This window comes from Cephaloticoccus primus (assembly GCF_001580015.1).
Classification (GTDB): Bacteria; Verrucomicrobiota; Verrucomicrobiia; order Opitutales; family Opitutaceae; genus Cephaloticoccus; species Cephaloticoccus primus.
Window position 1 is genome coordinate 26,602 of the sequence record NZ_LSZQ01000022.1, and the last position, 24,584, is coordinate 51,185.

The following is a 24,584-nucleotide window of genomic DNA, read 5'->3' on the forward strand; positions in this document are numbered from 1 at the left end:
GATTGGCGGGACACGTGTTGCCGATCCGGCGGCGCAGGAGGCGTGAGGGCAGAGGTGCGATATCGGGAGAAAAACGGTGGGCGCGCTGATGAGAGTGCCCGCGCTTCGGGGGGGCAAACTCTCGGCTCGTAAAAGTGGCGAGCGCAAGGCTGCTTGAGCGTCCTGTTTTGCGAAAACCCTGCCCTTCTAGCACTGCAATGACCTCGTTGCCCACTCCGCCCCCTGTCTTAAACCCGGCGCGCTTGCGCCTGATTGCCAGTTGCCCCGACCGCGTCGGGATCGTCGCCCGGGTGGCGACGTTTTTGGCGGAGCGCGGCGCCTCGATCACCGAGGCCAACCACTACCACGACACGCACAGCCAGTGGTTTTTCATGCGCTCGGAGTTCGAGATCGGGAGGGGCTCGCCGAGCGCGGCGGAGGCGCACTCGCCCGTGAGTGCCGCCGCGGATGATGCCGCATTGCTCGCCCGCCTGGCGGAGGAATTCCGCCCCATCGCAGAAGCGTTTGGCATGCAGTGGCGGATCACCGATGCGCAGCAACCGCGCCGCGTGGTGATCCTCGTAAGCCGCTTCGACCACTGCCTGGCGCACCTGCTGCACCGGCGAAAGTCGGGCGACCTCGTCTTTGACCTGCCCTGCGTGATCTCCAATCACGACGACCTGCGCCCCCTCGTCGAGTGGTACGGCGTGCCCTTTCACCACGTGCCCGTGCCGCGCGATCCAGCGGGCAAGGACGCTGCGCTCAAGCAGACTGCTGCGCTGATCGATCAAGCCGCGCCCGATACGATCGTGCTCGCGCGCTACATGCAGATCTTCCCGCCCTGGCTCTGCGAGCGCTACCGCGACCGCATCATCAACATCCACCACAGCTTCCTGCCCTCCTTTGTCGGCGGGCGCCCCTACCACCAAGCCGAGGAACGCGGCGTGAAGCTGATCGGCGCGACCTGCCACTACGTGACCGAAGAGCTCGATGCGGGTCCGATCATCGAGCAAGATGTCGTGCGCATCCGCCATAGCGACACGATCAAAGACATGATGCGGCTCGGCAAAGACGTGGAGAGCGCCGTCCTCGCGCGCGGCTTCCGCCTGCATCTGGAAGACCGTGTCCTCGTCCACGGCCACAAAACAATCCTCTTCTCCGAATAGGAGCCGAGTCACAGACTTCCCCACTGCGCGTGGGGCGGTGGCGTGGCGCCACATGCCATTGAATTTGGGAATCGGCCTCGTCGCTGCGCGCCGAAGCGCGATTCCCAAATTTAACGGGCCATCCCCCTGTCGCGTTGCGAGGGGCTCAGCCCCGTTTCATTTGGCGAGCCGCTCGTTGGCGGCTCGTCAGTTACCTCAATCCGTGTGTGGATGGAGCGGGAACCCATTTGGGCGCGGCGAAAAAGTTTACGGGTTAAACTTCCACCTGAGCTCCGGTCAGGGAGTTCATTCAACTGTGCGGCTTGTTCGTCGGGCGTTCCGCCCGACAACAAGCCGCACAGTAAATGGCAGGGGACACCGTCCCCCGCCCCACGCGCAGTGGAGAGGGGCGCTACCTCGTTAGAGCTTTGGGAACTTGAGCCACTTGGCGCCGAGTTTGGAGCTCTTCACGGTGGTCTCGATGAAGGCCATGCCGTAGACGCCGTCGTCGATGGTCGGGAAGTCGAGATCCTTGGGCAGTTTCTTGCCTGCGACTTCGGCGCGGATGGCGCGAACGGCTTCTTGATAGATGTTACCGAAGCCTTCGAGATAGGCTTCGGGGTGGCCGGCGGGGATGCGCGTGAACTTCGCGGGTTGGGCGGAGACGTAGCCGTTCCCGCGCCGCCAGATTTCGCGCGGCTTGTCGGGGTATTTCACCACGAGTTCGTTGGGGTGCTCCTGGTGCCACTCGATTGAGGCTTTGGTGCCGTAGACGCGGATGTTGAGCGCGTTTTCCTCGCCCACGCTGATCTGCGAGGCGTGCAGGATGCCTTTGGCGCCGCCCTTGTAGCGCACGAGGATGTTGCCGTCGTCGTCGAGCTTGCGGCCTTTGACGAAGGTGGTGAGGTCGGCGCACAGGGAGTCGATCTCCAGCCCGGTGATGTAGCGGGCGAGGTTTTCGGCATGCGTGCCGATGTCGCCGATGCAGCCCGCTGCGCCGCTGCGCTTGGGGTCGGTGCGCCAGCCGGCCTGCTTGTTGTCGCCCTTCTCGGCGAGGGTGGAGAGCCAGCCTTGCGGGTACTCGGCGATGACCTTGCGGATGTCACCGAGGTAGCCACTGCGGACCAGTTCGCGGGCCTGCTTCACCATCACGTTACCCGTGTAGTTGTGGGTGAGGACGAGGACTTTGCCGGTCTTCTCTACGATCTTCTTGAGCGCTTTTGCTTCGGCGAGGTTGAGCGTGGCGGGCTTTTCGAGGACGACGTTGAAACCGCTTTCGAGGAAGAGTTTCGCGGGCGGGAAGTGCTGGTGGTTGGGCGTGACGATCGAGACGAAGTCGATGCGTTGGTCAGCGGGGAGCTGCGCCTCTTTCTTGGCCATCTCTTGGTAAGAGCCGTAAGCGCGCTCGGGCGCGATGAAGAGCGAGGCCGCGGAGGCCTTGGCGCGCTTGGGCTCGGAGGAGAAGGCGCCGGCGACGAGTTCAGCTTGGCCGTCGAGGCCGATTGCAGCGCGGTGGACGGCGCCGATGAAGGCACCTTGGCCGCCGCCGATCATTCCGTAACGTAGTTTTCTGTTCATAAGAATTTGTGGGATCGCTCGGCTCTTTCTGTCGCCTGGCTGCGGGATGCTCCCGTTTTCGCTTCGGCGAGTAGAAGAGCCGTCAGGGTTATGTTTTTTTGGAGGGGAGAAAAAGTGGGAAGGGGGGGAGTCCTGAAAAACTGTTAAACCAAAACACTCGGCCCGATGGGTTTCCCGTTTTGCCGGGTGGCGGCTTGTTCCGTTTTGGCGAATCGCCAAGCGGCCTGAGCGGCGAGTGTTCTTGGGTTAAGCCTTATGCTAAAAGGCTCGCACTGCGTTTGCGGTGCGAGCCTCGGTGTTTTTTTGCGACTACTGGTTTTTCTTGTCGAAGGCGGCGTCGAAGGCGACGTCGTTGCGCGGGAAGTCGAGGCGGCGGACGAAGGCTGCGCTCTCGGTCGCGCCGTGCACGCGGTCCATGCGGATGTCTTCCCACTCGACGGAGAGCGGGCCTTCGTAGCGGATGTCGTTTAGCGCGACGATGATGTCCTCGAAGCGGATGTCGCCGCGACCGACTGAGCGGAAGTCCCACGCGCGGCGCGGGTCGCCAAACTCGGTGTGCCCGCCGAAGGTGCCGACGGTGCCGTCTCCGTGGCCCCACCACACGTCCTTCATATGCGCGTGATAGATGCGGTCGGCGAAGCGGCGGATGAAGCCGACGTAGTCCACGCCTTGGTAGCCGAAGTGCGAGGGGTCGTAGTTGAAGCCGAAGCGGCGGTGACCTTTTAGCGCGTCGAGCGCCATCTGCGCGCTGGCGGCGTCGAAGGCGATCTCGGTCGGGTGGACTTCGAGGGCGAAGTTTACGTTTACCTTGTCAAAGGCTTCGAGGATCGGGCCGAAGCGTGCGGCGAAGTCGGCGAAGCCCGCGTCCCAGTACGATTTCGGCGTGGGCGGGAAGCTGTAGATGGAGTGCCAGATCGAGGAGCCGGTGAAGCCGTTGACGACGGCGGTCTTGCCTTTCTCGCTGTCCTTGAGGCCGGGCTTGGCGTCGAAGAATTTTCGCGCGGCCTGGCCGGTGACGATCATCTTGGCCGCGGCGCGCTGGCGCACGCCCTCGGGGTCGCCATCGCCCCAGACGTCGGGCGGGAGTACGGCTTGGTGGCGCTCGTCGATGCGGTCGCAGATCGCCTGGCCGAGCAGGTGGTTGGAGATCGCGTAGCTGCTCAGCCCGTTGTCGAGCAGGAGCTGCCATTTCTCATCAACGTACTTGGGCGAGCTCAGCGCTTGATCGACGTCGAAGTGGTCGCCCCAGCAGGCGAGTTCGAGGCCGTCGTAGCCCATTTTTTTGGCGAGCGGCGCGAGCTCGGCGAGGGGGAGGTCGGCCCATTGGCCGGTGAATATGGTGACGGGTCTAGGCACAGTCGTTCATGGCCGCTTTACGTGGCGCATCGGCAATCGGTGCACGCGCGTCAGGTAAGAGGCGGCTTTTAGGGTTCTTTGTTTTTGGGTGAGAGTTGGGGGAAGAAACGCGCGGGCAGGGTGCTGCCCGCGCCGATGCGCGCTAGTTGGAGAGAAAGCGTTTTGCGCTGCAAGCAGTCTTCATCCGCTTTATTTGGATCGTGCTGCGGGCCGCGTTTGCTCCGGTTGAGCGCTCGGTTGGGGGGAGGCGGGCGAAAGGGCCGTGCGCATCAGGGTGCGTACAGCCAGTAGCGGCGCGAGTGCCGCTGGTAAACGAGCGCGCGTGCGTGCCAGTCGCGAAAGAGGGCGTCGATATTGGTGCGCGCGCCGTGGCGGCGCAGCGCGTCGAGGAGCGCGGCCGAGCCGGTGTGGATGAGGAAGCGGCGTTTCTCGGCTTCGTTGAGCTTGGCGAAGGGGTTCTTCTTGTCGTGTTTGGCGGCCAGGCGCATAAGGTGAAAATTGAGCTCGGTAGGCCGCCACGCGTCCCAGTCCGTGACTTCGACGTAGAGCGCTTTGGTGGGCTGGCCTTTGGCGTTGCGCGCGTCGATCAGGCTGAAGCGCAGCCCCGGGAGCCGGAGTGCGGTCAGCTCTTTCTGGAGCGCCTGCGCGGTGAGGTCGGGATGGGAAATCGTGCGAAACGGGTAGAGCGGGCCGGGCAGCCCGTGGCTGAATTTCCCGATCTCGGTGCCGAGCCCGAGCATCGGGTAGCCGACCACGGCAGCAAAGTCCTGGATGTACTGCGAGGTGGGGATCCACCTGAGCCCGGTGTCGGGCCAGCGCATGCTGCGCCGCCAGCCGCGCATCGGGATGACGGTGAGTCGCCCGCGCTCGCGGTTGGCCTCGGTGACGTTGATCCCGTTGGGCCCGGGCACGCGCATGACGCCCGGCGCTTCCTTCGCCATGCGGGCGAGCTCGCCGATCGTCAGCCCATGCACGTAGGGCACGCGAAAGGCGCCGACGTAGCTTTTCCACTCGGCGTCGAGCGGTGGCCCATCGACCTTGAGGCCGCCGAGCGGGTTGGGCCGGTCGAGGACGATGACCTCGACTCCGTTTTCAAAACAGGCGGCCATCGTGTACAGCATCGCGCTCACAAACGTGTAGCTGCGCGTGCCGATGTCTTGCAGGTCGATGACCATCGCATCGAGTCCGGCGAGCATTTGCGGCGTGGGTTTGCGGTGCTTGCCGTGCAGCGAATAGACGGGCAGCCCCGTGCGCCGGTCGATGCTGTCGGCCACATCGACGGCGGCCTTGAAGTTGCCGTAAATGCCGTGCTCGGGGCCGAAGAGCGCGACGAGCTTTACCGCGCCGCTGCTGTGCGCGCGCCGCAGCACATCAATCGTGCTTTCGCCGCGCCGGTTGACGCCCGCCGGATGGGTGAGCAGCCCCACGCGCTTGCCGCGAATCGCGGCAAAGCCCTGCGCCTCCAGCACATCAATCCCGAGCATGAGCGACTCGGCACTCCTGTTTTGAGTAAGTGCGGTCGAGCCCGGTTCGGGCCGTTGAGGAGCCTTGGCCGCGGCAGACTGCGCCCGCGCGGGCTGCGTTTGCACAGCCAGAAACAGGAGCGGCACCAGCCAGCCAAACATCACCGCGCATGTAATAAAAGAAGGGCAACGCGTACCACGCATCCGCCCGACTGTGCGTTGGCGCATCGCTCCGTCGAGCCCTCAGCGTTTTGCCACTACGCGTGGTGCGGGGCCGCCGAGGCCCTTTCATTTGGCGAGCCGCGTGCTGGCGACTCGTCAGTGCCTGCCTTTCAGCTACCGTGCGGTGAATTGAATGGTAACCCGTGGTAGCGATTCGCTTGGGACACCGGTTTAACCAGTGGTTTTTTGTAATTCGCCCAAATGGAATCCCGACTCGTCGGGATCACGGCAGAACTTCTGCTACGATGTGGCGGAGTCCTGCTTATTCAAATTCCGGATTTGGTGTGCTCGCGAAGCGAACTCACCAAATCCGGAATTGAACGGAAGTGGCCACTGGCCACCGCCCCGCGCGCAGCGGGGGCTTCGGCCCTTTTTATCGGGCGGCGAGTCGTTGCCTCGCCGTCAATCGGCGCCTCGGTCAATTGAGTGCACGTTTTAAAACTTCGTGCCGTTGGCCTTTGTGCCGCAGAGGGCGACTTCGAGGCCGAGCTGGGAGGCGAGGGCGGCTTTCGTGTAGAGGGCGAGATCGGCCGCGGCGGCGTCTTTGGCGTAGGCGACCTGGATGTGGTTGGCCTTGTGGCGGGCCATCATCTGGTCGCGCGAGACGCCGTAGGTCACGGCGTGCATGATGGGCCACTGGGGGTTGGTCTCGCGCCAGCGGCGCTCGGTTTCCTCGCGCGGGAGTTCGACGACTTTGGCGCGGCCGAGGTCCATCTTGAGTTTGCCGTTTTCCACGAAAATGCGGCTCCAGACGATCTCGCCCGGCTTGGCGACGCCGCGCAAGGTGCCGCCGCCGAGGCGGAAGTACATGGGCGGCTGGCGCAGGGAGTCGCTGCCCTTGTAGCCGCCGATGTGGTGGGCGGCGGGCGCGGCGCCGGAGATGAGGAAGACCCAGACGTAGTCGTCTACCGTGCCGGTCGGGTCGGGGGTGCCCCAGCGCAGGTCGTGCAGCGTGTTTTCGATGGGCTGCTTGAGGGCGCGGTGCACGCGGTGGGTGAAGATGCCGTCGAGCCCGGCGCACTCGTCGACTTCGTTGAAGTGGGTGAGCGGCTGGCCGGGGAGGATTTCCTTCCCCTGGGCGTTTTTGACCGGGGGGCGGTCGGCGTTGTTGAGGAGGCCTTCGGCGAGGTCGGAGGCGGGGAGCAGGTCTTTGAGTCCTTGCTGGTACTGGATGCCGATGGCGTCGCAGCCGAACTCGTCGGCGATGCGCAGTGCGGCCACGTACATCTTACACTGTAGCAGGACCTGGTCTTCGGTGAGGTCGGTCTTCGGGTTTTTGCCGTAGTGAAAGGTGAGCCCCTTTTTCTTCAGCCAGGAGTAAACGGCGCGTGCTTCGGCGTCGCTGACCTGGGTGGTCTCGTAATAGAGGGCGGACTGCGAGAGGCGCTCTTTGTAGACGCCAGTCTGGAAGAGCAGCTCGTCGGGGATGATGGCATTGTACATGCCCATGCAGCCTTCGTCGAAGATGCCCATGATGGCCTTCTTCTGGCGCAGCTCGTCGGCGAGTTTCTTGCCAAGGGTTTTGGCGCGAGCGGGCACGGCGCAGCGGGAGAGCGGGCGCACGTGCGTCTGGCGGTGCTGCACTGCGCCGGTCTTCAGCCACTTCTCCAGGTTTTTGAGAAAGAAGCTGTCGGTGAAATCTTCGCTCCAAAGGGTGGAGTAGTTTACGCCCGCCTTGGTGAGCGAGCCGTTGAGATTGAGCATGCCGACGAGCCCGGGGGCGCTGCCCGACCAATTGGCGACGGTGAGGATCGGGCCGCGGTGCGAGATGAGCCCGTGCAGCACGTGGTGCGAGTATTGCCAGACAGACTCGGCGACGATCAGCGGCGCCTGCGGGTCGATCCCGGCGAAGACTTCCATGCCTTCTTTTTGTGAGGAGATGAAGCCGTGCTTGAGCTTGGGTTTGTAGGCGTGGGCGCGGACGAGTTTGTAGCCGAGTGCGGCGACGGCCTTGGCGAGCTGCTTCTCCATCGCGACTTGCAAGTGCCAGGTCGCTTGATTGGCGGAGAGGCGCAGGTCGCCGTTGGCGACGAGGAGGATCGATTTTGCGGGGAGTTTTTTCATGAGAGGGGAGGTGAAAGGAGGAGTGGCCGCGCGGTGAGCGCCGGGGAATGGAAGGGGGAGTAGGTGGGGGCAGTGGCTTACGCTTTCGTAAAATTTCGCACACAGCTAGCGGTTTGGCAGGCTTCGGCGAGCGTTGATTTTCTTTGAATGCGAGTGCGGCGCGGCTTTGGTCGGCGTGATTATGACGACGCAAAAAACGGCCTTGGTGACGGGCGCCTCGCGCGGTATCGGGCGGGGGATCGCTATCGAGCTCGCCCGCGCGGGCTGCCGCGTGGCGATCAACTACGCGGGCAATGCGGCCGCCGCTGCCGAAGCGCTCGCGCTCGTGCGAGAGGCGGGCGGCGAGGGCCTCACCGTGCAGGGCGACATTGCCTCGGCGGCAGATCGCGAGCGGCTCGTGGCCCAAGCCTGCGAGGGACTCGGCGGCCGGATCGACCTGCTGGTCAACAACGCGGGGGTGGCCCCGACCGTGCGCGCCGACTTGCTCGACGCGGGGGAGGAGAGTTTTGACCGGCTCTTTGCGATTAACCTGAAAGGGCCGTTTTTCCTCTCGCAGCGCGTGGCGAAGCAGATGCTCGCGCAGGCGCCCGATGCGGAAGGTTTTCGCGGGCGGATCGTCACCATCACCTCCATCTCGGCCTACACGGCCTCCACCAATCGCGGCGACTACTGCATGGTGAAGGCCGGGCTGGCGATGATGACCAAGCTCTTCGCCGACCGGCTCGCGGCAGCCGGGATCAACGTTTACGAAATCCGCCCGGGCGTCATCGCGACCGACATGACCGGCGCGGTGAAGGACAAGTACGACCAGCTCATCTTGCGCGAGGAGCGCGGCATCACGCCGCTGCGCCGCTGGGGGCAGCCCTCCGACATCGGGCGAGCCGTGCGCGCAATCGCCGAAGACCGCTTCCCCTTCTCGACCGGCGCCTGCTTCGACGTGGACGGCGGCTTCCACCTTCACCGCATCTGATCAGTCCGCTACAGGACCGGGGCCGGCCTCTTCTCCCAGTTTAGCTGCGGTGTAAGCCTGCCTCCCGTGCGTGGGAGTGGCTGGGAAAGCCATCCATAAAACGCGCTCCCGAACCATTGGTGCGAGGTACCCATTGCGCAGTGCGCTGCTACGCGGTGGCGGCTTTGGTGACGACGAAGGCGGCGCGGACGTCGACTGCCGTCTGGCCTTCCTCGATCACGCGGGCGTGCAGCTTGAGCTTGGCTTTGCCGTAGCGGGAGAGCGCGTCCTTAAACTCGGCGATTGCTGCCTGGGCGGGGCGCTCGCAGATCGCGCGCAGGTCGCCCAGCACGGGGCGCCGATAGGCGACGCGGCTTTCCTTTACGACGATGCGCCACTCGGAGTTGTTTTTCCCCTTCATCAACTCCCACACGACGCCGTAGCCCGCGAGTGTGGCGAGCGAGACGAGGCTGCCGCCAAAGGCCGTCCCGAGCGGATTTTTGTTCTGCTCCTTGGGGGCTTTCAGGACGAGCGCGTGGTCGTCGCTCACCTCCACGCCTACCCCCATCATTTTCGCGAGGGGGATCATCTCGTGAAGAAAGAGCTGAAAGGCCGGGACTTTGAGCGACTTCATGGCGGCGGTTGGGGGCGGAGCTGGGCGCCGAATTTGGGAAAGTTTTTCCATCCGTCAACAGGAGCCCGCGACACTTTTGGGCAGAGGGAAACCCGGCTCGGTAGTCGGCGCCCGCTTTTCAACAAAACGCTCGAAGTGCCGCAGCTCGCCCCTTTGCTCGCCGCCACATGATTTTATACGAACTACGCGCGGAGGTCGCCCCCGAAGCGGTCGAGGAAATCGACGGAGCAATACAAGCCGCCGAGCTCCTCGGCTGGAACATCGTCGAAGACGCACTGGCGCACACAGCGGCCCTGGTCGCAGTTTTTGAGAGCGAGGCAGAGGCTTGGCGCGCATGGGAGCAGTTGCGAGAGGCTTGCTCCGCGCTCGCCGCGGCTGAGGTGCAACCCGCGTTGCGCCAGCTCGCCGAGCCGGAGTGGCGCGAAAGCTATCGGGCGCATTTTCGCGCTTGGCAATTTGGCCGCCTGCACTGGGCCCCAATCTGGGAGCAAGACGCGTTTGTCCTTCCCGAAGGACACGAAGTGCTGTGGCTCGACCCGGGCCTCGCCTTTGGCACGGGCAACCACGAGACGACCCGCCTTTGCGTGGAGCGCCTGGTCGAGCTCGCCGCGCGCGCAGCGGCGGGCGGCGAGTCACCGCGCGGCCTGCGCGTGATCGACGCCGGCTGCGGCTCGGGGATTCTGGCGCTCTCGGCGGCAAAGCTTGGTCTGGGGCCAGTTGTGGGCTTTGACAACGACCCCGAAGCCGTGCGCGTGAGCGAGGAAAACGCCGCGCTCAACGGACTGTCCGGCGCCGTGGAGTTTTTTGTGGGCGATCTCGTTTCGGGCCTCGCCGGGCGGCAGGCCGAGCTCGTCCTCGCCAACATCCTGGCGCCGGTGCTGATCGAGTTTGCCGCCCCACTCGTCGCCGCAGTCGCCCCCGGCGGGACGCTCGTCTTGAGCGGCATCCTCACCAGCGAGGGCAAAGCCGTGAGTGAGGCCTTCCGCCGCGCCGCCCCCGACTGGCACTTCGCCGAAAGCCACACACTGGGCGAATGGTGCGACATCACCTGCACCCGCCCCGCTTGAGCGGAAAAGCCCCTTGGGGGGGCAAATAACTGAAGCGCCCCGCCTGGGCGCGCGGCTATCCGTTGGTCAGGGTGCTAGTTGCAGCCCACACAAAAAGTGGGCTGCCGACTTTTCGGCAGGACGGGCAGCTCGACTGTTTCACGAGTCATGAGCTGACGGCTCACTCGGTGCGGTCTCCGCCGTGTTTTTTATGGCGCGGTTTGTGCGGGGCTGGGTTCTTCGAAGACGCCAAGCTTGCGGTAGCGGGTGTAGCGGTTTTCGAGGAGTTCCTCGATGCTCAGTTTGTTGAGCTCGCGCAGGTGTTTTTTGAGGCTGCGGCCGAGGGCTTCGCCCGCGGCTTGCGGGTCGTAGTGGGCGCCGCCAGTGGGCTCGGAGATGACTTCTTCGACGACGCCCAGGTTTTCGAGTGTGGCGGCGTTGAGCCGGAGTGCTTCGGCGGCCTGGGGGGCGGCGGCGCCGTCTTTCCACAGAATCGCGGCGCAGCCTTCGGGCGAGATCACCGAGTAGTAGCTGTTCTCAAAAGTGAGGACGCGGTCGGTCACGCCGATGCCGAGTGCGCCGCCGGAGCCGCCTTCGCCGACGACGACGGCGATGCTGGGCACGCGCAGCAGCGCCATGTCGCGCAGGTTTACGGCGATGGCTTCGGAGACGTGTCGCTCTTCGGAGCCGATGCCGGGGTACGCGCCCGGGGTGTCGATAAAGGAGAGGATGGGCAGCCCGAACTTCTCGGCCATTTTCATGAGGCGGTTGGCCTTTCGGTAGCCTTCGGGCTGGGGCATGCCGAAGTTGCGCGCGATTTTCTCCTTCGTGTCGCGGCCTTTTTGCTGGGCGATGATCATGACGGCCTGGCCGTTGAAGAAGGCGGTGCCGCCGATGAGGGCGCGGTCGTCGCGAAACTGCCGGTCGCCGTGCAGCTCGACAAAGTCTTCGCAGAGTTGGGAGACGTAGTCGAGGGCGTAGGGGCGCTTGGGGTGGCGGGCGATCTGGACGCGCTGCCAGGGGCTGAGGTTGCTGTAGATCTCGCGCTGGGTTTGCTCGATTTTCTTTTCGATGGCGGCGATCTCGGGTTTGAGGTCGAGCTTGGTCTCCAGTGATTGCTGCTGGAGCGCGCCGAGCTGAAGCGCGAGGTCGCGCAGCGGTTTTTCAAATTCCAGGACGTAGGCCGACGGTTCCATGTGTGTGTGCAGAGGGAAGGGGAGGCCGAGCGCATCGGAAGCAGGCCGCCCGCGCAACCTTTGTATTAGCCGCGGCCAATCAGCCCGCCCAATAAATCAGCCCGCCCGATAAAAGAGTTGAGGATCCTGATGAGCGCAGGGCCTCTCTGCTTCCCCCCTCCCCACGTGTAGTGGAAGCGCCCCACTTATTTCGCGAGCCGCTTGCTGGCGGCTCGTCAGTGTCGCCACCACGCGTTGTGGCTAGGGTTGCCCTTCTTTGAGCTGCTCTTTCCAGCCGAGGATTTTCGCTTGAGCGCCGAATTTCTCGGCAGCGGCTTGGTCGCCGCGGGCTACGTGGATGCGGGAGAGCGTGGTGTTGATGAGGAGCTCGTCGGGGCGCAGTGCGTGGGCGCGTTGGGCGGCGGAAAGGGCTTCGTCGAGCTGTGCGGCGCCGAGGTGGATTTCGGCGAGGGTGTGCCAGAGTGGGAAGCTTTCGGGTGCGGTTTCGACAGCGGCGTGGAGTTTGGCGAGTGCCGTAGCGGCGTCGCCCATCGTGTAGTCGAAGGTGGCGTCGTCGATCAGGGCCTGAAGGGAGTTGCAGTCTTCCTTCGGTGTCTGGGCACGTGCTGCCGGGCTACTCGTTGGTGGCCCTTCGGTACCGGGGGTGGGCGTCGTCGGCTCTTCTCCTGTATTTGGTATGCTCACGTTTTAGGGCAGATTGGTTAAACGGCTTCAGCGTGGGGGCGAAATAATTGGGGCGCATCCGAAAAATGGATGCGCCCCAATTGGAGAGCGAGAGTCGAAGCTAGGTTTGCCGTTTACGGCAGGCTCAGCCTTTTGCGGGGCTGCCGACGATGGCGAGCGAGAGGGCGATCTCGGGGTTTACCTTATCTTCGTTCTGGCCGGGCTTGATGCCGTAGTCGGCGCGCTGGATGGAGAACTCGCCGCGGATGACGAGCAGGTCGCCGGGGACTTCGGGCTTGTTGATGCGTTTGCCGAAGGCGCCGGGGAGGTACGAGAGGCGCACGGGCACGGAGATTTCGCGGGTGATGCCCTTGAGGGTGAACTTACCCGTAGCGGTCGCGGTGGTGTTGTTGCCCTCGGTTTTGACGTCGCTGAGGCCGGTCAACTCGAAGACGATCTCGGGGTGATTGGCGGCGTCGAGCCACTGCTCGCCGAGCATGTGGTCGGTCATCACCGAGTTGGAGACGACAGCCGAGCCCGCTGCGACGACGATCTTGCCCGTGGTGGCGCGTGGGTTGGCGGGGTCGTAGCTCACGGTGCCGGAGACGCCGTTGGCGTTGCCGCTGATCGGCTCAAGGAGCGAGTCGAGGTGGAAGCGCACGGCGTTGACTCCCTTGGGATCAGTGAAGTCGAAGGCGAGCGGCGCGGCCGTTGCGGCACTGAGCATGCTGCCTGCGAGGAGGAGGGAGGCGAGGAGATGACTTTTTTTCATACTTCTGGGTTTTCTTTAGGACGGAAAAAGAAGGAGAGGCCGAAGCTGAGTACGCCGAGGGCCATCGCGCCGCCGAGCCATTCGATGCCCGGGACGAAGCGCTCTTCGTAAGTGGTGAACTCGATTTCGGTGATTTCGTCGACTTGGGTGACGGGCACGCGGTTCATGCTCCAGCCGGTGTGTGCGCCTTTGCCCGCCCAGTAGACGAGGCCGAAGACAAAGACGAAGGCCGCAATGAGCCGCAGGGCGAGCCGGATCGGATGCGTGGTGGCGCGGGGTGCGGCGGAGCTGTGTGCGGCAGGCGCGGAGTCGGCGGCGTCGGCGGCTGCGGGGGATTCGTTGGCGGGCATAGGCTCTGAGATGGCGAGGGCGCGGTAGATAGTGTGCAACGTGGTGGATGCAAATGCGGGCGGTCGATTTTTCGGCGAATTCGGCGGAAGTGACGTGGGCTGCGCGGCGCAGGTTTAAAGAATCAGCATGGCGTCGCCGTAGCTGAAGAAACGGTAGCGGCGTGCGATGGCCTCGGCATAGATTTCGTGGAGCCAGGCGATCCCGTCGGTCGAGCCGGGGGCGAGAAAGGCGGCGACGAGGCACAGGAGTGTTGAGCGCGGCTGGTGGAAGTTGGTGAGCAGTGCATCGACTCCGCGAAAGGTCGCGGGCGGGTAGATGAAGAGATCGGCCTCGCTGCTGTGCTCGGCGGTCTCAGGGCGAGTGTCGGCCGCCGTGCATTGTTTTTGGCGCAGGTAGTGCTCGATGCTGCGCAGGCTGGTGGTGCCGACGGCGATCCGGCGGCCTGTGCCGTGGCGCAGTTTTTCGAGCGTCGGCGCGGGGATCTCGTAGCGCTCGTGGTGGATCTGGTGCGCGTTGATCGTATCGGTCGTGATCGGGCGAAAGGTGCCCAGACCGACGTGCAGGGTGAGATCGGCGAGCGCAACGCCGCGCGCAGTGATTTGCGCGAGAAGCTCGGGGGTGAAGTGCAGCCCGGCCGTGGGCGCAGCGACAGCGACAGGGCGGGCTTCATCGGCGTAAACGGTCTGATAGCGCGCAAGGTCTTCGACCTTTTCTGTGTGCGCAGCCTCGTTGGGTCGCATAGGTGCTTCATTTGTCGCTGCGGTGTCGTACGCCTTGCACGCATATTCGCGGCGGATGTAGGGCGGTAGCGGCACGGCACCGAGCCGGCGCGCGAGCTCGGGGACGCTCGCTCCCGAGGGGATGCGGAAGCGGACGATTGCCGTGCGGTCGGGTTCTCTGGCGACGACTTCGGCACTGAAGGCGCCGCTCGCGTGGGCAAAAGTCGCGCCGATGGGGAGGCGCTTGCCGGGTTTTAAAAGGCAGAGCCACAGGGTGGAATTTTCGCCGCTCTCGTGAGGCCGCAGCAAGAAGCACTCGACCTGGCCGCCGCTGGGGCGCAGGGCGCGGAGTCGGGCAGGGAAGACGGCGGCGTTGTTGCGAAACAGGGTGTCGCCCGCGCGGAGAAACTCGGGGAGCTCGGCAAAGTGGTGGTGGGCGATCGTGTGCGCCGTGCGATCAACGACGAGGAGCCGCGAGCCGTCGCGCCGCGCGCTCGGCGTTTGCGCGATGAGCTCCTCGGGCAGCGCGTAGTCGAAGCACTCAGTCGGCAGCGGTGGCGTGGTGTAGGCGGGAGGGGCGGGAGTGTCGGCGGTCACAGAAGTGGTGGCGAGGTGCGGGAGTCTTCGACTCCTTTTTTTGCGCGGCCTTATCGGGCCGCGCCGGCTTTGCGGTTCTGGGTTGGTTGGTGAGTCCCGTCGCTGCTGGAGCGGGCGGGAGGGAGCGCGTGGGCGCGGCAAATGAAGGCTTGCGGTGTGAGTGGCGGCGAGTTTCTTCGGCGGCTCCCCGATTTGAATCGGGGCCGTGAGACGCCGAGCTAGCTCAGTTGGTAGAGCAACGCTTTCGTAAAGCGTGGGTCGTCGGTTCGAGTCCGATGCTCGGCTCACGTGGATGTCGAGCAGGGGAGGCCTAGGTGGGCTGCCCTTCTTCTGTGTGAGGGCTAAAGCCGGGATCGGATGGCCGTTTTTCCGCGAGGGCGCGTGATGTTGGTGCAGCGTTATGCCTGACTGCCGTTTCTGGGGGGCTGTTTGGGGTTCGGGGGAGAGGCGGACGGTGCGTATGCCGAGCGATTTCGATAATACTACCTGTTGAAGGGGACCGATTGAGCGCGGGTAGCTGAATTATGCCTTGAGGGCAATATATGCATGGTTTTTGCTAGGGACAGAGCCCCACTACCTGATTCTACTTAATTTACCCCATGTGTGAAACCTGTTCCTCCTTCGCCGGTGTACCCATGAACTGCGTAAGTATATGCAATTTAAATGTTAGAGTGAATCGATCAGTTGGGATTCTTGCCGCCCTCTTATTGCTTGGTATGGCGGGAGCGACAACTGCTATTGCGCAGATCTTGCCTCCGGCAGGGACCGTAGAGTGGAGCGGGGCGGCTGCGGATAGTGACTGGGGCAGCGCGGATAATTGGCAGGGCTCTGCGCTGCCGCCAGCTGGGGCCGATGTGCTGTTTGGCAATGCGCCGAGCGGGGAGCCTTGGAGTACCCAAGCGGTGACGAACAATGTGAGCGACCTTTCGCTGCGCTCGCTGTGGTTTGACTCGGGCTTCGACTACGTGCTCTCGGGCTCGCCTTTTTTGCTCGGCGAAGGGCTGGACGATGGCGGGCGCCTGATCACGGTGCGTAGCGTGGCGGGTGTCCACAGCGAGGTGACCTTTGAGTCGGCGGTCAACCTGAGCTCCAGTGCCCCGAGTCACGTGTTCAGGGTTTTTAACGAGAATCTGGGCGGGCTGCGTTTTAACGGCACGTTCGGCTTGAGTGGGCATACGCTTCTGCTTGAGGGGCCGGGGCCGATGCGCTTTTCGGGTGCTTTTGGGGGAGGCGGCGAGCTCCGCGTCAACACGAGCACGGGTCACGTGGTGTTTGCCAACACGAGCGCGGGCTGGGCGGGGACGGTGCACGTTGATTCAGGAATGGCAGTAGCAAGCGCCGATGGTGCGCTAGGCAGTAGTACGCTGGCGACACAGGTGGCTGCGGGCGCGACGCTCGCCTTTCGCCAGCTTAATTGGGGCGCCCTTGGCCCTTCGGTGAACTATGAGAGTGCCAAGACCATCGAGATCGCGGGCTTGGGCGTGTGGCGCCATGGCGAGGGCCACGTCGGCGCGCTCTACAGCGACGGGGGGAACAACACGTTCGCGGGGGATGTGGTGTTGCTGGGGGATGCCTCGGTCGGCGCGCGGGTGAACCGGCTGACGCTCGCTGGCGTGGTGAGCGGCAGCGGTTCGTTTATCAAGGTCGGACGCGGAATCGTGAGGCTGAGTAACACGGGCAACTCGTACACGGGTGCGACGATCATCAAGGAGGGCGGCCTGTGGATCGCGAGCGAGGCGGCGCTCCAGGGCGGCTTTGGAAATACCGATGTGGGCACGAACCTCATCCTTGATGGGGGCGTGCTGGCGTTTAACAGCGATATGAGCTCCTCGGGCAAGTTTCGGAATTTTGAGCGTAAGCTCGGCACTGGCCCCGGCCAGATCCAGTGGACGGGCAGCGGGGGCTTTTCGAGGGCCGAGTTTGGCAACCCGGGTTACGTGGAGTTGACGAATGAAGATGGGGTAGTACGCGGCAAAGTGACTTGGGGGAAGAGCGGCTTCGTCCCGATAGGCAGCGTGCTGATGTTTGGTGCGGAGGGCACAGGCGGGCTGGTGAGCTTTCACAACCCGATCGACCTAGCTGGCGGCCAGCGCGAGATCTGGGTGCACCGCGAAACAGTTGCAGGCCTGCTTTTGGGCGGCGAGTTGACCAACGGCGGCCTTATCAAAACAGGCACGGGCCGCCTCATAATCAGTGGCCACCTCAACTATAGTGGCCCGACGGAAATCCTGGAGGGATCTTTGGAAAGGCCGATCTCGTCTTATAACGTGTTGACCAACTTCCAACTCGGCGGCGGCACCTTCGGACTTGAGGGCGACACGGTGATGCTCGGTGTGGGTGCGGGGCAGGTGCAGTGGATGGCGGGAAAGGACGGCGGGCTCGCACACTTTGGCGGCCTTACCGGTACCATTCGCCTCAACGGCTCGCAGGACAAAGTCACTTGGGGGCAGCAATATTTTGTAGGGCTCGATAATATGCTGATCATCGGCGCGCATGGCAGTGCTGTGACCCACATTTGGGATACGAAGCTCGATTTCGCGGGCGGCGAGCGCACGATCCGCACGGCCGATTCGCGCGTTATGGGAGTGGAGGCTGCCGTTCGGGCGGAGGTGAAGGTTACTCAGCCGCTCTCCAACGGCAGCCTGCGGCTCACCGGTGACGGGCGGCTCGACATGGCGGTGGAAAACCCCGACCTCGAAGGCTCGGTGACGGTCGAGGGCGCCGAGCTTCGACTAAACGAGGACGGCTCCTTGGCAAACATCAGCGAGCTGCGGATTGGCCGCGCGGGCCGTGTCACCCTCGACAATAGCGGCACGCACGACTCGGCCACTGGCGGACAAGATAGGGCCGACCGCGTCAAGAACGATGCACCGATTACCCTGAGCGCGGGCACGCTGCGCTTCCTCGGCTCTGTGATTTACGACTCTTCGGAGACGCTCGGTGCGCTCACGCTGGCCGGCGGGGCAAACACGATCGACGTCGTTAACAATGGCAATGTGGCCACCCTCACGCTGGCTTCGCTGAAGCGTATCGACGCGTCTTCGACGATTAATTTCACCAACTCGGCGGGCACCGGCACCTATGGTGGTGGGAGCACTGGCCCGCGGTTATGGTTTAGCGCTGCCCCCGCCTTGAGCGGCGGCATCTTGCCCTACGCCACGGTCAACGGCTCGCAGTGGGCGACAGTGACGAGCGACGGCGCACTGGTCCCCTACAACGATTATTGGACAGGCGCTCCCTCGACTTGGGCTCCTGATCACAACGTGTCGATCAATACCGCGCGGACTGTGAATGGCACCCTTACCATCAACTCGCTGCGTTTTGAGGATAGTTGGGTCGTTGACCTCGTGGATAATAATACGGCGCTCAACATCACCTCGGGCGGCTTCGTTGCCACCGCGCCCAATGGCCAAAGCGGCAAGCTCGTGCTCGGCCGGCTGACGACTGCTGCGGACAACCTCTATGTCCACATCGCCAACTCACAGTTCAACCTCAGCGCGGCGATCTTTGGCAGCGCAGGTTTTGTGAAGAGCGGCCCGGGTGCCCTGGCTCTTCACGGGCCGGACGCCAATACCTACACGGGCACGACTTATGTGAACGAAGGCATCCTCTCGCTCCAAAAAGACCACGGCGTGACCGCCATCGCGGGCGACATTGTCGTCGGTGATTTTAAGGGGCGCGACACGCTGCTGCTCTTCAATAGCCACCAAATCGCTGACACCGCCAAGGTCACCCTGCGCGGCGTGCAGCCTCGGCACCCCTCCGGATCGCAGCACGTCCACGAAGGCATTTTGCAGTTCAACAACGGTCCCAACTCGCCCGGAGTGCGCGAAGCCTTCGATACCCTGCACATTGAGGGCCGCGGTGTCCTCGACTTTTCCGGCGGGGAAATCGGGAAGGCGAATTACCTGATCCTGAATCACCTCACCTTTGCAGATGACATCTCGCGGTTGATCATTCGCCGCTGGGTGGAGTTTGCCGATTACCTGCTCGTGCGCCGCAGCGGTAACGAAACGCTGATCCCTGCGATCCTCTCGCAGATTAATTTCGACGGCTACGGCGATGCGCGCTGGATCCCCTTCGACGATACTCATTGGCAAATCACCCCCGTCCCCGAACCCGCCACCTACGGCACAATCCTCGGCGCCGCCGCGCTCGTCCTCGCCCTCTGGCACAGGCGCCGTTTGCGCAAACCGAGCCGCAGCCACTTTTAGTGGGGAGAGTGGCGGGGTGTGTCAGGGGTGGGACAGGTTGGCGCTGATGTGCCGGTATTTGCGCGAGAAGGGCGAAGCGTTGGCGGCTGGGATGGTAGTCGCTATTTAAATTAACTAGTTTATTTAAAATCAGTTACGTTTTTTTTAAGCGCTTGGCACGGGAGCTGCTCCAAGGGGCAGCATGAGCAGAATTTTAGGTATTGATCTAGGAACGACAAATTCGTGCATGGCCGTCATGGAGGGTGGCGAGCCGGTCGTCATCCCCAACGCAGAGGGCGCGCGCACGACGCCTTCCATTGTGGCTTTCACCAAAAACGGCGAGCGCCTCGTGGGCCAAGCCGCCAAGCGCCAGGCGGTGACCAACCCGCGCAACACGATTTTCTCGGCCAAGCGCCTCATCGGGCGCAAGTTTGCCGAGGTCTCCGAGGAGGTGAAGACGCTGCCCTACAAGGTCGTCGCAGGCAAAAACGGCGACGCGGCGATTGAGGTGCAGGTCGGCGACAAGACCGAGACTTTCGCGCCGCAGCAAATCTCTGCCTTCCTGCTCGCCAAACTGAAGGCCGATGCGGAGGCGTACCTGGGCGAGAAAATCACGCAGGCGGTCATCACCGTCCCGGCTTACTTCAACGACTCGCAGCGCCAGGCGACCAAGGACGCGGGCAAGATCGCGGGCCTCGATGTCCAGCGGATCATCAACGAGCCGACCGCCGCGTCGCTCGCCTACGGCCTCGACAAAAAGAAGGACGAAAAAATCGCCGTGTTCGACTTGGGCGGCGGCACCTTCGACATGTCGGTGCTCGAAATCGGCGACGGCGTTTTCGAGGTCAAGGCGACCAACGGCGACACGCACCTCGGCGGCGACAACTGGGACGACGCCTTGATCAACTGGCTGGTCGAAGAGTTTCGCAAAGAAAACGGGATCGACCTGCGCCAGGACCCGATGGCCCTCCAGCGGCTCAAGGAAGAGGCCGAAAAGGCGAAGATCGCCCTCTCCTCCGCGCAGTCGGTGGACATCAACTTGCCCTTCATCACCGCAGACGCGACGGGCCCGAAGCACCTCAACGTGCAGCTCACCCGCGCGAAGATGGAGCAAGTCTGCGACACGCTTTTTGAGCGCTGCCGCCCGCCTTTCCAGAATTGCCTGAAGGACGCGGAACTTAGCTCCTCAAGCATCGATGAGCTCGTACTCGTCGGCGGCATGACACGCATGCCCAAGGTCGTCGAGATCGCCAAATCCCTCGCGGGCAAGACCCCGCACCAAGGCGTGAACCCCGACGAAGTCGTCGCCATCGGCGCAGCCGTCCAGGGCGGCGTGCTCAAGGGCGACGTGCGCGACGTGCTCTTGCTCGACGTGACGCCGCTCACCCTCGGCATCATGACCGCGGGCGACGTCGCCACGCCGATGATCCCACGCAACACCACTATCCCTTCCAAGAAGACTCAGGTCTTCTCGACCTACAGCGACAACCAGCCTTCGGTCGAGATCGTCGTCCTCCAGGGCGAGCGCCCGATGGCCCGCGACAACAAAACGCTGGGCACTTTCAAGCTCGACGGCATCCCGCCCGCGCCGCGCGGCACGCCGCAGATCGAGGTCACCTTCGATATCGATGCCAACGGCATCCTCCACGTTTCCGCCAAGGATCTGGGCACCGGTAAGGATCAGAAGATCACCGTCCAGGGCTCCTCGGGCCTCTCGCAAGAAGAGGTCGAGCGGATGACCAAGGAAGCCGAGCTCCACGCCGAGGAAGACAAAAAGCGCAAGGAAGCCGTCGAGACCCGCAACCAGCTCGACAGCTCCATCTACCAACTCGAAAAGACACTCTCGGAGGCGGGTGACAAACTCCCTGCCGACAAGAAGACGCCGATCGAGACCGCGCTGGCCGATGCGAAAAAGGCGCTCGAATCCAACGACGCCGAGCAAATGAAGTCCGCGCTCGAATCCCTCTCCAAAGTCGGTGCCGAGCTCTACGCCCAAGCCCAGGAAGCCGCACAGGCTGCCCAGGCCGGTGCGGCGGGTGACGCCGCAGGCGCGGGCACTGCTGCTGGTGGCGACTCCGGCAAGCGCACCGAAAAGCCCGCCGACGTCGTCGATGCGGACTTCGAAGTCGTCGACGAAGACAAGGACAAGAAGTGAGCCCCTGCTTCGCCCATTAACCCTTTTGCGTGCGGGAGGCCCCCGCTGCCCCATCCGGGGCGCCCTCCCTTGCGCAGCCTTAAACCCTACCTGGAAAATCTAATCCACAAAACCCACACATATATATGGCTAAAGTAAGTATCAAACCCATCGGTGATCGCGTGCTCGTGCAGCACATCGAGGAGAAGGAACAAGTGCGCGGCGGGATCATCATCCCCGACTCCGCCAAGGAAAAGCCCCAGGAGGCTACGGTCATCGCCTTGGGCACCGGCAAGAAAGACGAGCAGGGCAAGAACGTGCCCTTCGAGGTCAAGGTCGGCGACAAGGTGCTGATCTCCAAATACGGCGGCACCGAAGTGAAGATCGACGACCAGAAGTTCACGATCGTGCGCGAGGACGACATCCTCGGCGTCGTCGCCTGAGGCTCCCGCGCCCGGGCACTTCCCTGAGCCTCTCTACAGATCAACAACCCACATATAGTCCCTTAAAAATTATGGCAGCTAAACAACTCCTCTTCGACGAAGCCGCGCGGCAGAAAGTCCTGCACGGCGTCGAGCTCCTCTCCAAGGCCGTCAAGGTCACGCTCGGCCCCAAAGGCCGCAACGTCGTCATCGACAAGAAATTCGGCTCGCCCGCCGTCACCAAGGACGGCGTCACCGTCGCCAAGGAAATCGAGCTGGCCGATCCGTATGAAAACATCGGCGCGCAGCTCGTGAAGGAGGTCGCCTCCAAGACCAACGACGCCGCGGGTGACGGCACCACCACTGCGACCGTGCTCGCCGAAGCCGTCTACAAAGAAGGCCTCAAGCACGTCACCGCCGGGGCGAACCCCATCTACCTCAAGCGCGGTATCGACAAGGGCGTCGAAGCCGCCGTCGCCGAGCTGGCCAAGATCTCCAAAAAGGTGAACGCCTCCGAGGAAATCCGCCAGGTCGCCACCGTCTCCGCAAACTGGGATGCCGAGATCGGCAACATCATCGCCGAGGCCCTCGAGAAAGTCGGTAAGGACGGCACCGTGACCGTCGAGGAAGCCAAGTCCATCGAGACCACCCTCGACGTCGTCGAAGGCATGCAGTTCGACAAGGGCTACCTCTCGCCCTACTTCGCGACCAACGCGGAGACGCAGGAGGCCGTCCTCGAAGACGCCTACATCCTCATCCACGAGAAGAAGATCTCCAACCTTCAGGAGTTCCTCCCGCTGCTCCAGACCACCGCCAAGAGCGGCAAGCCCCTCCTCATCATCGCCGAGGAAGTCGAGGGCGAGGCCCTCGCTGCGCTCGTGGTCAACAAGATCCGCGGCACGCTCAACGTCGTCGCCGTAAAGGCCCCCGGCTTTGGTGACCGCCGCAAGGCCATCCTCGAAGACATCGCCATCCTCACCGGTGGCCGCCTGCTCTCCGAAGACCTCGGCATCAAGCTTGAGAACGTGCAGCTCACCGACCTCGGCCGCGCCAAGCGCATCGTCGTCGGCAAGGAGAACACCACGATCATCGAGGGGCTGGGCAAGTCCTCCGACATCCAGGCCCGCGTGAAGCAGATCCGCCACCAGATCGAGGAGACCACCTCGGACTACGACCGCGAGAAGCTCCAGGAGCGCCTCGCCAAGCTCGCCGGTGGCGTGGCCGTCATCAACGTCGGCGCCGCGACCGAGTCCGAGATGAAGGAGAAGAAACAGCGCGTCGAAGACGCCCTCCACGCGACCCGCGCGGCCGTCGAGGAAGGCATCATCTCCGGCGGTGGCGTCGCACTCCTGCGCACCGGCAAGGCGGTTGACACAGTCATCAACTCGCTCGAAGGCGACGAGAAGCTCGGCGCGCAGATCGTCCGCCGCGCGGTCGAGTCTCCGCTCAAGCAGCTCTGCTTCAACGCGGGTGTCGAAGGCGCAGTCGTCGTCCAGCAGGTGCTCGCCAGCAAGGGCAACAACGGCTACAACGTCGCGACCGGTGACTTCGAAGACCTCGTCAAAGCGGGTGTCGTCGACCCGACCAAGGTCACGCGCACTGCGCTGCAAAATGCGGCGTCGATTGCCGGGCTGCTCCTCACCACCGAGGCGATCATCACCGACGCTCCGGAGAAGGAAAAGCCCGCCGTGCCCGCCGGCGGCGGCGACATGGGCTACTAAGCGGCCATAGGCCGTTTTTATGGGCACGGGCTCGTTGGCCCGTGTCCATGTGCCCTCCTTTCATTTGGCACACCGCCTGCGGATGGCGCGCTCGCTGGCGCGCCGTCTCGCTTCGGTCCACTTACAACTCACGCGGCACACCCAATCGGGTGTGCCGCTTTTTTGTGTCTCCCTCCATGTACGAAAGAGCCCTCCGCCAAGTAAACCAGTCGAAGAATAGTGAGGCGTAGTTGTTGGCCCACTCCGCTCAGCTTTTCCAAAAAAGTCGGCCCCCGCATGGCGGGGCAGAGTGATGTGCTCGCTGATCAAGTCGCGCGAGCGTGAGCGGCAGAGGTCACCGACCTCCGCTAACTGAACAGGTCGAAGACTGTGCGCTTCCGTGCATCGGTGCTTTGACTCGGGCGGCGGAGCGTCCACTCTTGCGAGCATGCTCCCCGCTGCCCACGCAAACGCCGCCGCCGCTGCTTCTGCCCCCGTGCTCACCGATTCGTCTGCCTCAAGTAGTTCGCTGGGGCGGCAGATCAGTGACTCACGGGTAGGCTGGAGTGATGCACAGTGGGACGAGTGGGCGGTGACGACCAGCGAGGAGGATAAGTTCGCCGAGCTAAAGGCGGCTATCGATGTAGCGCGGGCAGAGTACGACGCAGGGCTCGGTATCGAGGTTCCTCACGATCAACTCGGGGCTTTTATTCACGGGTTGAGCGAGGAGGCGGGCAAGCGGGCACAAGCTAAACGGGAGGCTCTAGCGTTGGCTCATGCGTCATGAGCTTCCCCTACACGTTTTCCCCGGCCGTCCAAGCTGACATCGCGAGGATATTAGAAACATCAGAAGAGGAATTCGGGCCGGCTGCTCGCCTCCGTTATGCCGCACTGATTAATACAGCACTGTCCGACATTGCGGCGAATCCCTATCGAGTGGAGAGCCGGGCTTGGCCGGAGCTTGGGCGTGGAGCGCGGTCTTGGCATTTGCAGCTGAGTCGGGAGCGTGCACGGACCCCTACGGGAATGGTCAGCCAGCCGCGCCACATCATCTTTTACCGTATAGAGGCAGGCGTCGTCATCATCGAGCGTGTGTTGCACGAGAGGCAGGACCTGCGGCGGAAATTCGCGCGATAAACCGTTCGAAGATCTTCCGCCGTTTTTTGCCACTCGATGACGGCGTGCCAACGAGCACAAGGGAAGGGGAGGCATCTGCGCATCACTCCAATGAGCTGTTCATATGGCTTGAGCTGAGCGGATTAGCGAAACTGCTAAGTTGAGATCAGGTTTCAATTTCCTTTAGGGTTTTATTTCGCTCTGTTCGACTGGGGATCTCATGAATTTTTGTTCGAGCATTTTTCGCCAGTTGTCCGCCACAGTCATCGTCTTCGGGGGGGGGGG

At 63.4% G+C, this 24,584-nt stretch carries 19 protein-coding genes and 1 tRNA gene; 10 read left to right on the top strand and 10 right to left on the bottom strand.

Annotated features, from left to right (window positions below; all coding sequences use genetic code 11):
- The first annotated feature begins 197 nt into the window (after nt 1-197).
- The gene (gene purU / locus AXK11_RS02630) at nt 198-1,145 is read left to right on the top strand and encodes a formyltetrahydrofolate deformylase (protein WP_068629065.1); all 948 of its coding nucleotides are present in this window, start codon (nt 198-200) and stop codon (nt 1,143-1,145) included.
- A 399-nt stretch (nt 1,146-1,544) separates the two neighbouring features.
- Here the strand turns inward: purU and AXK11_RS02635 are convergent, their stop codons facing one another.
- The 4 genes from AXK11_RS02635 to AXK11_RS02650 form a co-directional block, all read right to left on the bottom strand.
- Nucleotides 1,545-2,702: a Gfo/Idh/MocA family protein gene (locus tag AXK11_RS02635; protein ID WP_231865730.1), complete on the bottom strand. Its 1,158-nt coding sequence runs from the start codon at nt 2,700-2,702 to the stop codon at nt 1,545-1,547.
- 309 nt (nt 2,703-3,011) lie between these two features.
- The gene (locus AXK11_RS02640; protein ID WP_068629067.1) at nt 3,012-4,058 is read right to left on the bottom strand and encodes a sugar phosphate isomerase/epimerase family protein; all 1,047 of its coding nucleotides are present in this window, start codon (nt 4,056-4,058) and stop codon (nt 3,012-3,014) included.
- Between the two features lie 269 nt (nt 4,059-4,327).
- Complete coding sequence (locus AXK11_RS02645; RefSeq protein ID WP_231865731.1) at nt 4,328-5,683, bottom strand: DUF1343 domain-containing protein; 1,356 nt, start codon at nt 5,681-5,683, stop codon at nt 4,328-4,330.
- A 495-nt stretch (nt 5,684-6,178) separates the two neighbouring features.
- On the bottom strand, nt 6,179-7,807 hold the full coding sequence (locus AXK11_RS02650; RefSeq protein WP_068629069.1) for a fucose isomerase: 1,629 nt from the start codon (nt 7,805-7,807) through the stop codon (nt 6,179-6,181).
- Between the two features lie 181 nt (nt 7,808-7,988).
- Between AXK11_RS02650 and AXK11_RS02655 the strand changes: the two genes are divergently transcribed.
- Entirely contained in the window at nt 7,989-8,777 is a 789-nt protein-coding gene (locus tag AXK11_RS02655) for a 3-ketoacyl-ACP reductase (RefSeq protein ID WP_068629102.1), read from the top strand.
- Nucleotides 8,778-8,925: 148 nt separating this feature from the next.
- Here the strand turns inward: AXK11_RS02655 and AXK11_RS02660 are convergent, their stop codons facing one another.
- Nucleotides 8,926-9,390, bottom strand: coding sequence for a YiiD C-terminal domain-containing protein (locus AXK11_RS02660; protein ID WP_068629071.1), 465 nt, complete (start codon nt 9,388-9,390; stop codon nt 8,926-8,928).
- A 167-nt stretch (nt 9,391-9,557) separates the two neighbouring features.
- Here AXK11_RS02660 and AXK11_RS02665 point away from each other — a divergent pair, with 167 nt between their 5' ends.
- The gene (locus AXK11_RS02665) at nt 9,558-10,457 is read left to right on the top strand and encodes a 50S ribosomal protein L11 methyltransferase (RefSeq protein ID WP_068629073.1); all 900 of its coding nucleotides are present in this window, start codon (nt 9,558-9,560) and stop codon (nt 10,455-10,457) included.
- 188 nt (nt 10,458-10,645) lie between these two features.
- On the opposite strand, the gene AXK11_RS02670 is transcribed toward AXK11_RS02665, so the two are convergent.
- From AXK11_RS02670 to queA, 5 genes are all read right to left on the bottom strand, one after another.
- A complete protein-coding gene (locus AXK11_RS02670) occupies nt 10,646-11,632 on the bottom strand; it encodes an acetyl-CoA carboxylase carboxyltransferase subunit alpha (RefSeq protein ID WP_068629075.1) in 987 nt (328 codons plus the stop codon).
- Nucleotides 11,633-11,872: 240 nt separating this feature from the next.
- On the bottom strand, nt 11,873-12,316 hold the full coding sequence (locus AXK11_RS02675) for a tetratricopeptide repeat protein (protein WP_231865732.1): 444 nt from the start codon (nt 12,314-12,316) through the stop codon (nt 11,873-11,875).
- Nucleotides 12,317-12,440: 124 nt separating this feature from the next.
- On the bottom strand, nt 12,441-13,067 hold the full coding sequence (locus AXK11_RS02680) for a YceI family protein (RefSeq protein ID WP_068629079.1): 627 nt from the start codon (nt 13,065-13,067) through the stop codon (nt 12,441-12,443).
- The gene (locus AXK11_RS02685) at nt 13,064-13,417 is read right to left on the bottom strand and encodes a hypothetical protein (RefSeq protein WP_068629080.1); all 354 of its coding nucleotides are present in this window, start codon (nt 13,415-13,417) and stop codon (nt 13,064-13,066) included. Before AXK11_RS02685 ends, AXK11_RS02680 begins: the two co-directional genes overlap by 4 nt.
- 114 nt (nt 13,418-13,531) lie before the next feature.
- Nucleotides 13,532-14,734, bottom strand: a complete 1,203-nt coding sequence (gene queA / locus AXK11_RS02690) for a tRNA preQ1(34) S-adenosylmethionine ribosyltransferase-isomerase QueA (RefSeq protein ID WP_197456768.1) — start codon at nt 14,732-14,734, stop codon at nt 13,532-13,534.
- A 212-nt stretch (nt 14,735-14,946) separates the two neighbouring features.
- Between queA and AXK11_RS02695 the strand changes: the two genes are divergently transcribed.
- From AXK11_RS02695 to AXK11_RS02725, 7 genes are all read left to right on the top strand, one after another.
- Nucleotides 14,947-15,019: transfer RNA gene (locus tag AXK11_RS02695), tRNA-Thr, on the top strand.
- Between the two features lie 464 nt (nt 15,020-15,483).
- Nucleotides 15,484-18,948 carry an autotransporter-associated beta strand repeat-containing protein gene (locus AXK11_RS02700; protein ID WP_197456769.1) on the top strand — a complete coding sequence of 1,155 codons (3,465 nt, stop codon included), beginning with the start codon at nt 15,484-15,486 and terminating at the stop codon, nt 18,946-18,948.
- A 181-nt stretch (nt 18,949-19,129) separates the two neighbouring features.
- Complete coding sequence (gene dnaK, locus AXK11_RS02705; RefSeq protein WP_068629084.1) at nt 19,130-21,082, top strand: molecular chaperone DnaK; 1,953 nt, start codon at nt 19,130-19,132, stop codon at nt 21,080-21,082.
- 125 nt (nt 21,083-21,207) lie between these two features.
- The gene (locus AXK11_RS02710) at nt 21,208-21,504 is read left to right on the top strand and encodes a co-chaperone GroES (protein ID WP_068629086.1); all 297 of its coding nucleotides are present in this window, start codon (nt 21,208-21,210) and stop codon (nt 21,502-21,504) included.
- 71 nt (nt 21,505-21,575) lie between these two features.
- Nucleotides 21,576-23,204: a chaperonin GroEL gene (gene groL, locus AXK11_RS02715; protein ID WP_068629088.1), complete on the top strand. Its 1,629-nt coding sequence runs from the start codon at nt 21,576-21,578 to the stop codon at nt 23,202-23,204.
- Between the two features lie 427 nt (nt 23,205-23,631).
- Complete coding sequence (locus tag AXK11_RS02720; protein ID WP_156469163.1) at nt 23,632-23,970, top strand: hypothetical protein; 339 nt, start codon at nt 23,632-23,634, stop codon at nt 23,968-23,970.
- Nucleotides 23,967-24,320: a type II toxin-antitoxin system RelE/ParE family toxin gene (locus AXK11_RS02725; protein ID WP_068629093.1), complete on the top strand. Its 354-nt coding sequence runs from the start codon at nt 23,967-23,969 to the stop codon at nt 24,318-24,320. The genes AXK11_RS02720 and AXK11_RS02725 overlap by 4 nt, the downstream gene beginning before the upstream one ends.
- Nucleotides 24,321-24,584: the final 264 nt, after the last annotated feature.

What these genes read in the sequence shown, in the direction of transcription:
- purU (WP_068629065.1), top strand. Translation starts at nt 198, where the DNA reads ATGACCTCGTTGCCCACTCCGCCCCCTGTCTTAAACCCGGCGCGCTTG.
- AXK11_RS02635 (WP_231865730.1), bottom strand. Translation starts at nt 2,702, where the DNA reads ATGAACAGAAAACTACGTTACGGAATGATCGGCGGCGGCCAAGGTGCC.
- AXK11_RS02645 (WP_231865731.1), bottom strand. Translation starts at nt 5,683, where the DNA reads ATGTTTGGCTGGCTGGTGCCGCTCCTGTTTCTGGCTGTGCAAACGCAG.
- AXK11_RS02650 (WP_068629069.1), bottom strand. Translation starts at nt 7,807, where the DNA reads ATGAAAAAACTCCCCGCAAAATCGATCCTCCTCGTCGCCAACGGCGAC.
- AXK11_RS02655 (WP_068629102.1), top strand. Translation starts at nt 7,989, where the DNA reads ATGACGACGCAAAAAACGGCCTTGGTGACGGGCGCCTCGCGCGGTATC.
- AXK11_RS02660 (WP_068629071.1), bottom strand. Translation starts at nt 9,390, where the DNA reads ATGAAGTCGCTCAAAGTCCCGGCCTTTCAGCTCTTTCTTCACGAGATG.
- AXK11_RS02665 (WP_068629073.1), top strand. Translation starts at nt 9,558, where the DNA reads ATGATTTTATACGAACTACGCGCGGAGGTCGCCCCCGAAGCGGTCGAG.
- AXK11_RS02670 (WP_068629075.1), bottom strand. Translation starts at nt 11,632, where the DNA reads ATGGAACCGTCGGCCTACGTCCTGGAATTTGAAAAACCGCTGCGCGAC.
- AXK11_RS02680 (WP_068629079.1), bottom strand. Translation starts at nt 13,067, where the DNA reads ATGAAAAAAAGTCATCTCCTCGCCTCCCTCCTCCTCGCAGGCAGCATG.
- AXK11_RS02685 (WP_068629080.1), bottom strand. Translation starts at nt 13,417, where the DNA reads ATGCCCGCCAACGAATCCCCCGCAGCCGCCGACGCCGCCGACTCCGCG.
- dnaK (WP_068629084.1), top strand. Translation starts at nt 19,130, where the DNA reads ATGAGCAGAATTTTAGGTATTGATCTAGGAACGACAAATTCGTGCATG.
- AXK11_RS02710 (WP_068629086.1), top strand. Translation starts at nt 21,208, where the DNA reads ATGGCTAAAGTAAGTATCAAACCCATCGGTGATCGCGTGCTCGTGCAG.
- groL (WP_068629088.1), top strand. Translation starts at nt 21,576, where the DNA reads ATGGCAGCTAAACAACTCCTCTTCGACGAAGCCGCGCGGCAGAAAGTC.
- AXK11_RS02720 (WP_156469163.1), top strand. Translation starts at nt 23,632, where the DNA reads ATGCTCCCCGCTGCCCACGCAAACGCCGCCGCCGCTGCTTCTGCCCCC.
- AXK11_RS02725 (WP_068629093.1), top strand. Translation starts at nt 23,967, where the DNA reads ATGAGCTTCCCCTACACGTTTTCCCCGGCCGTCCAAGCTGACATCGCG.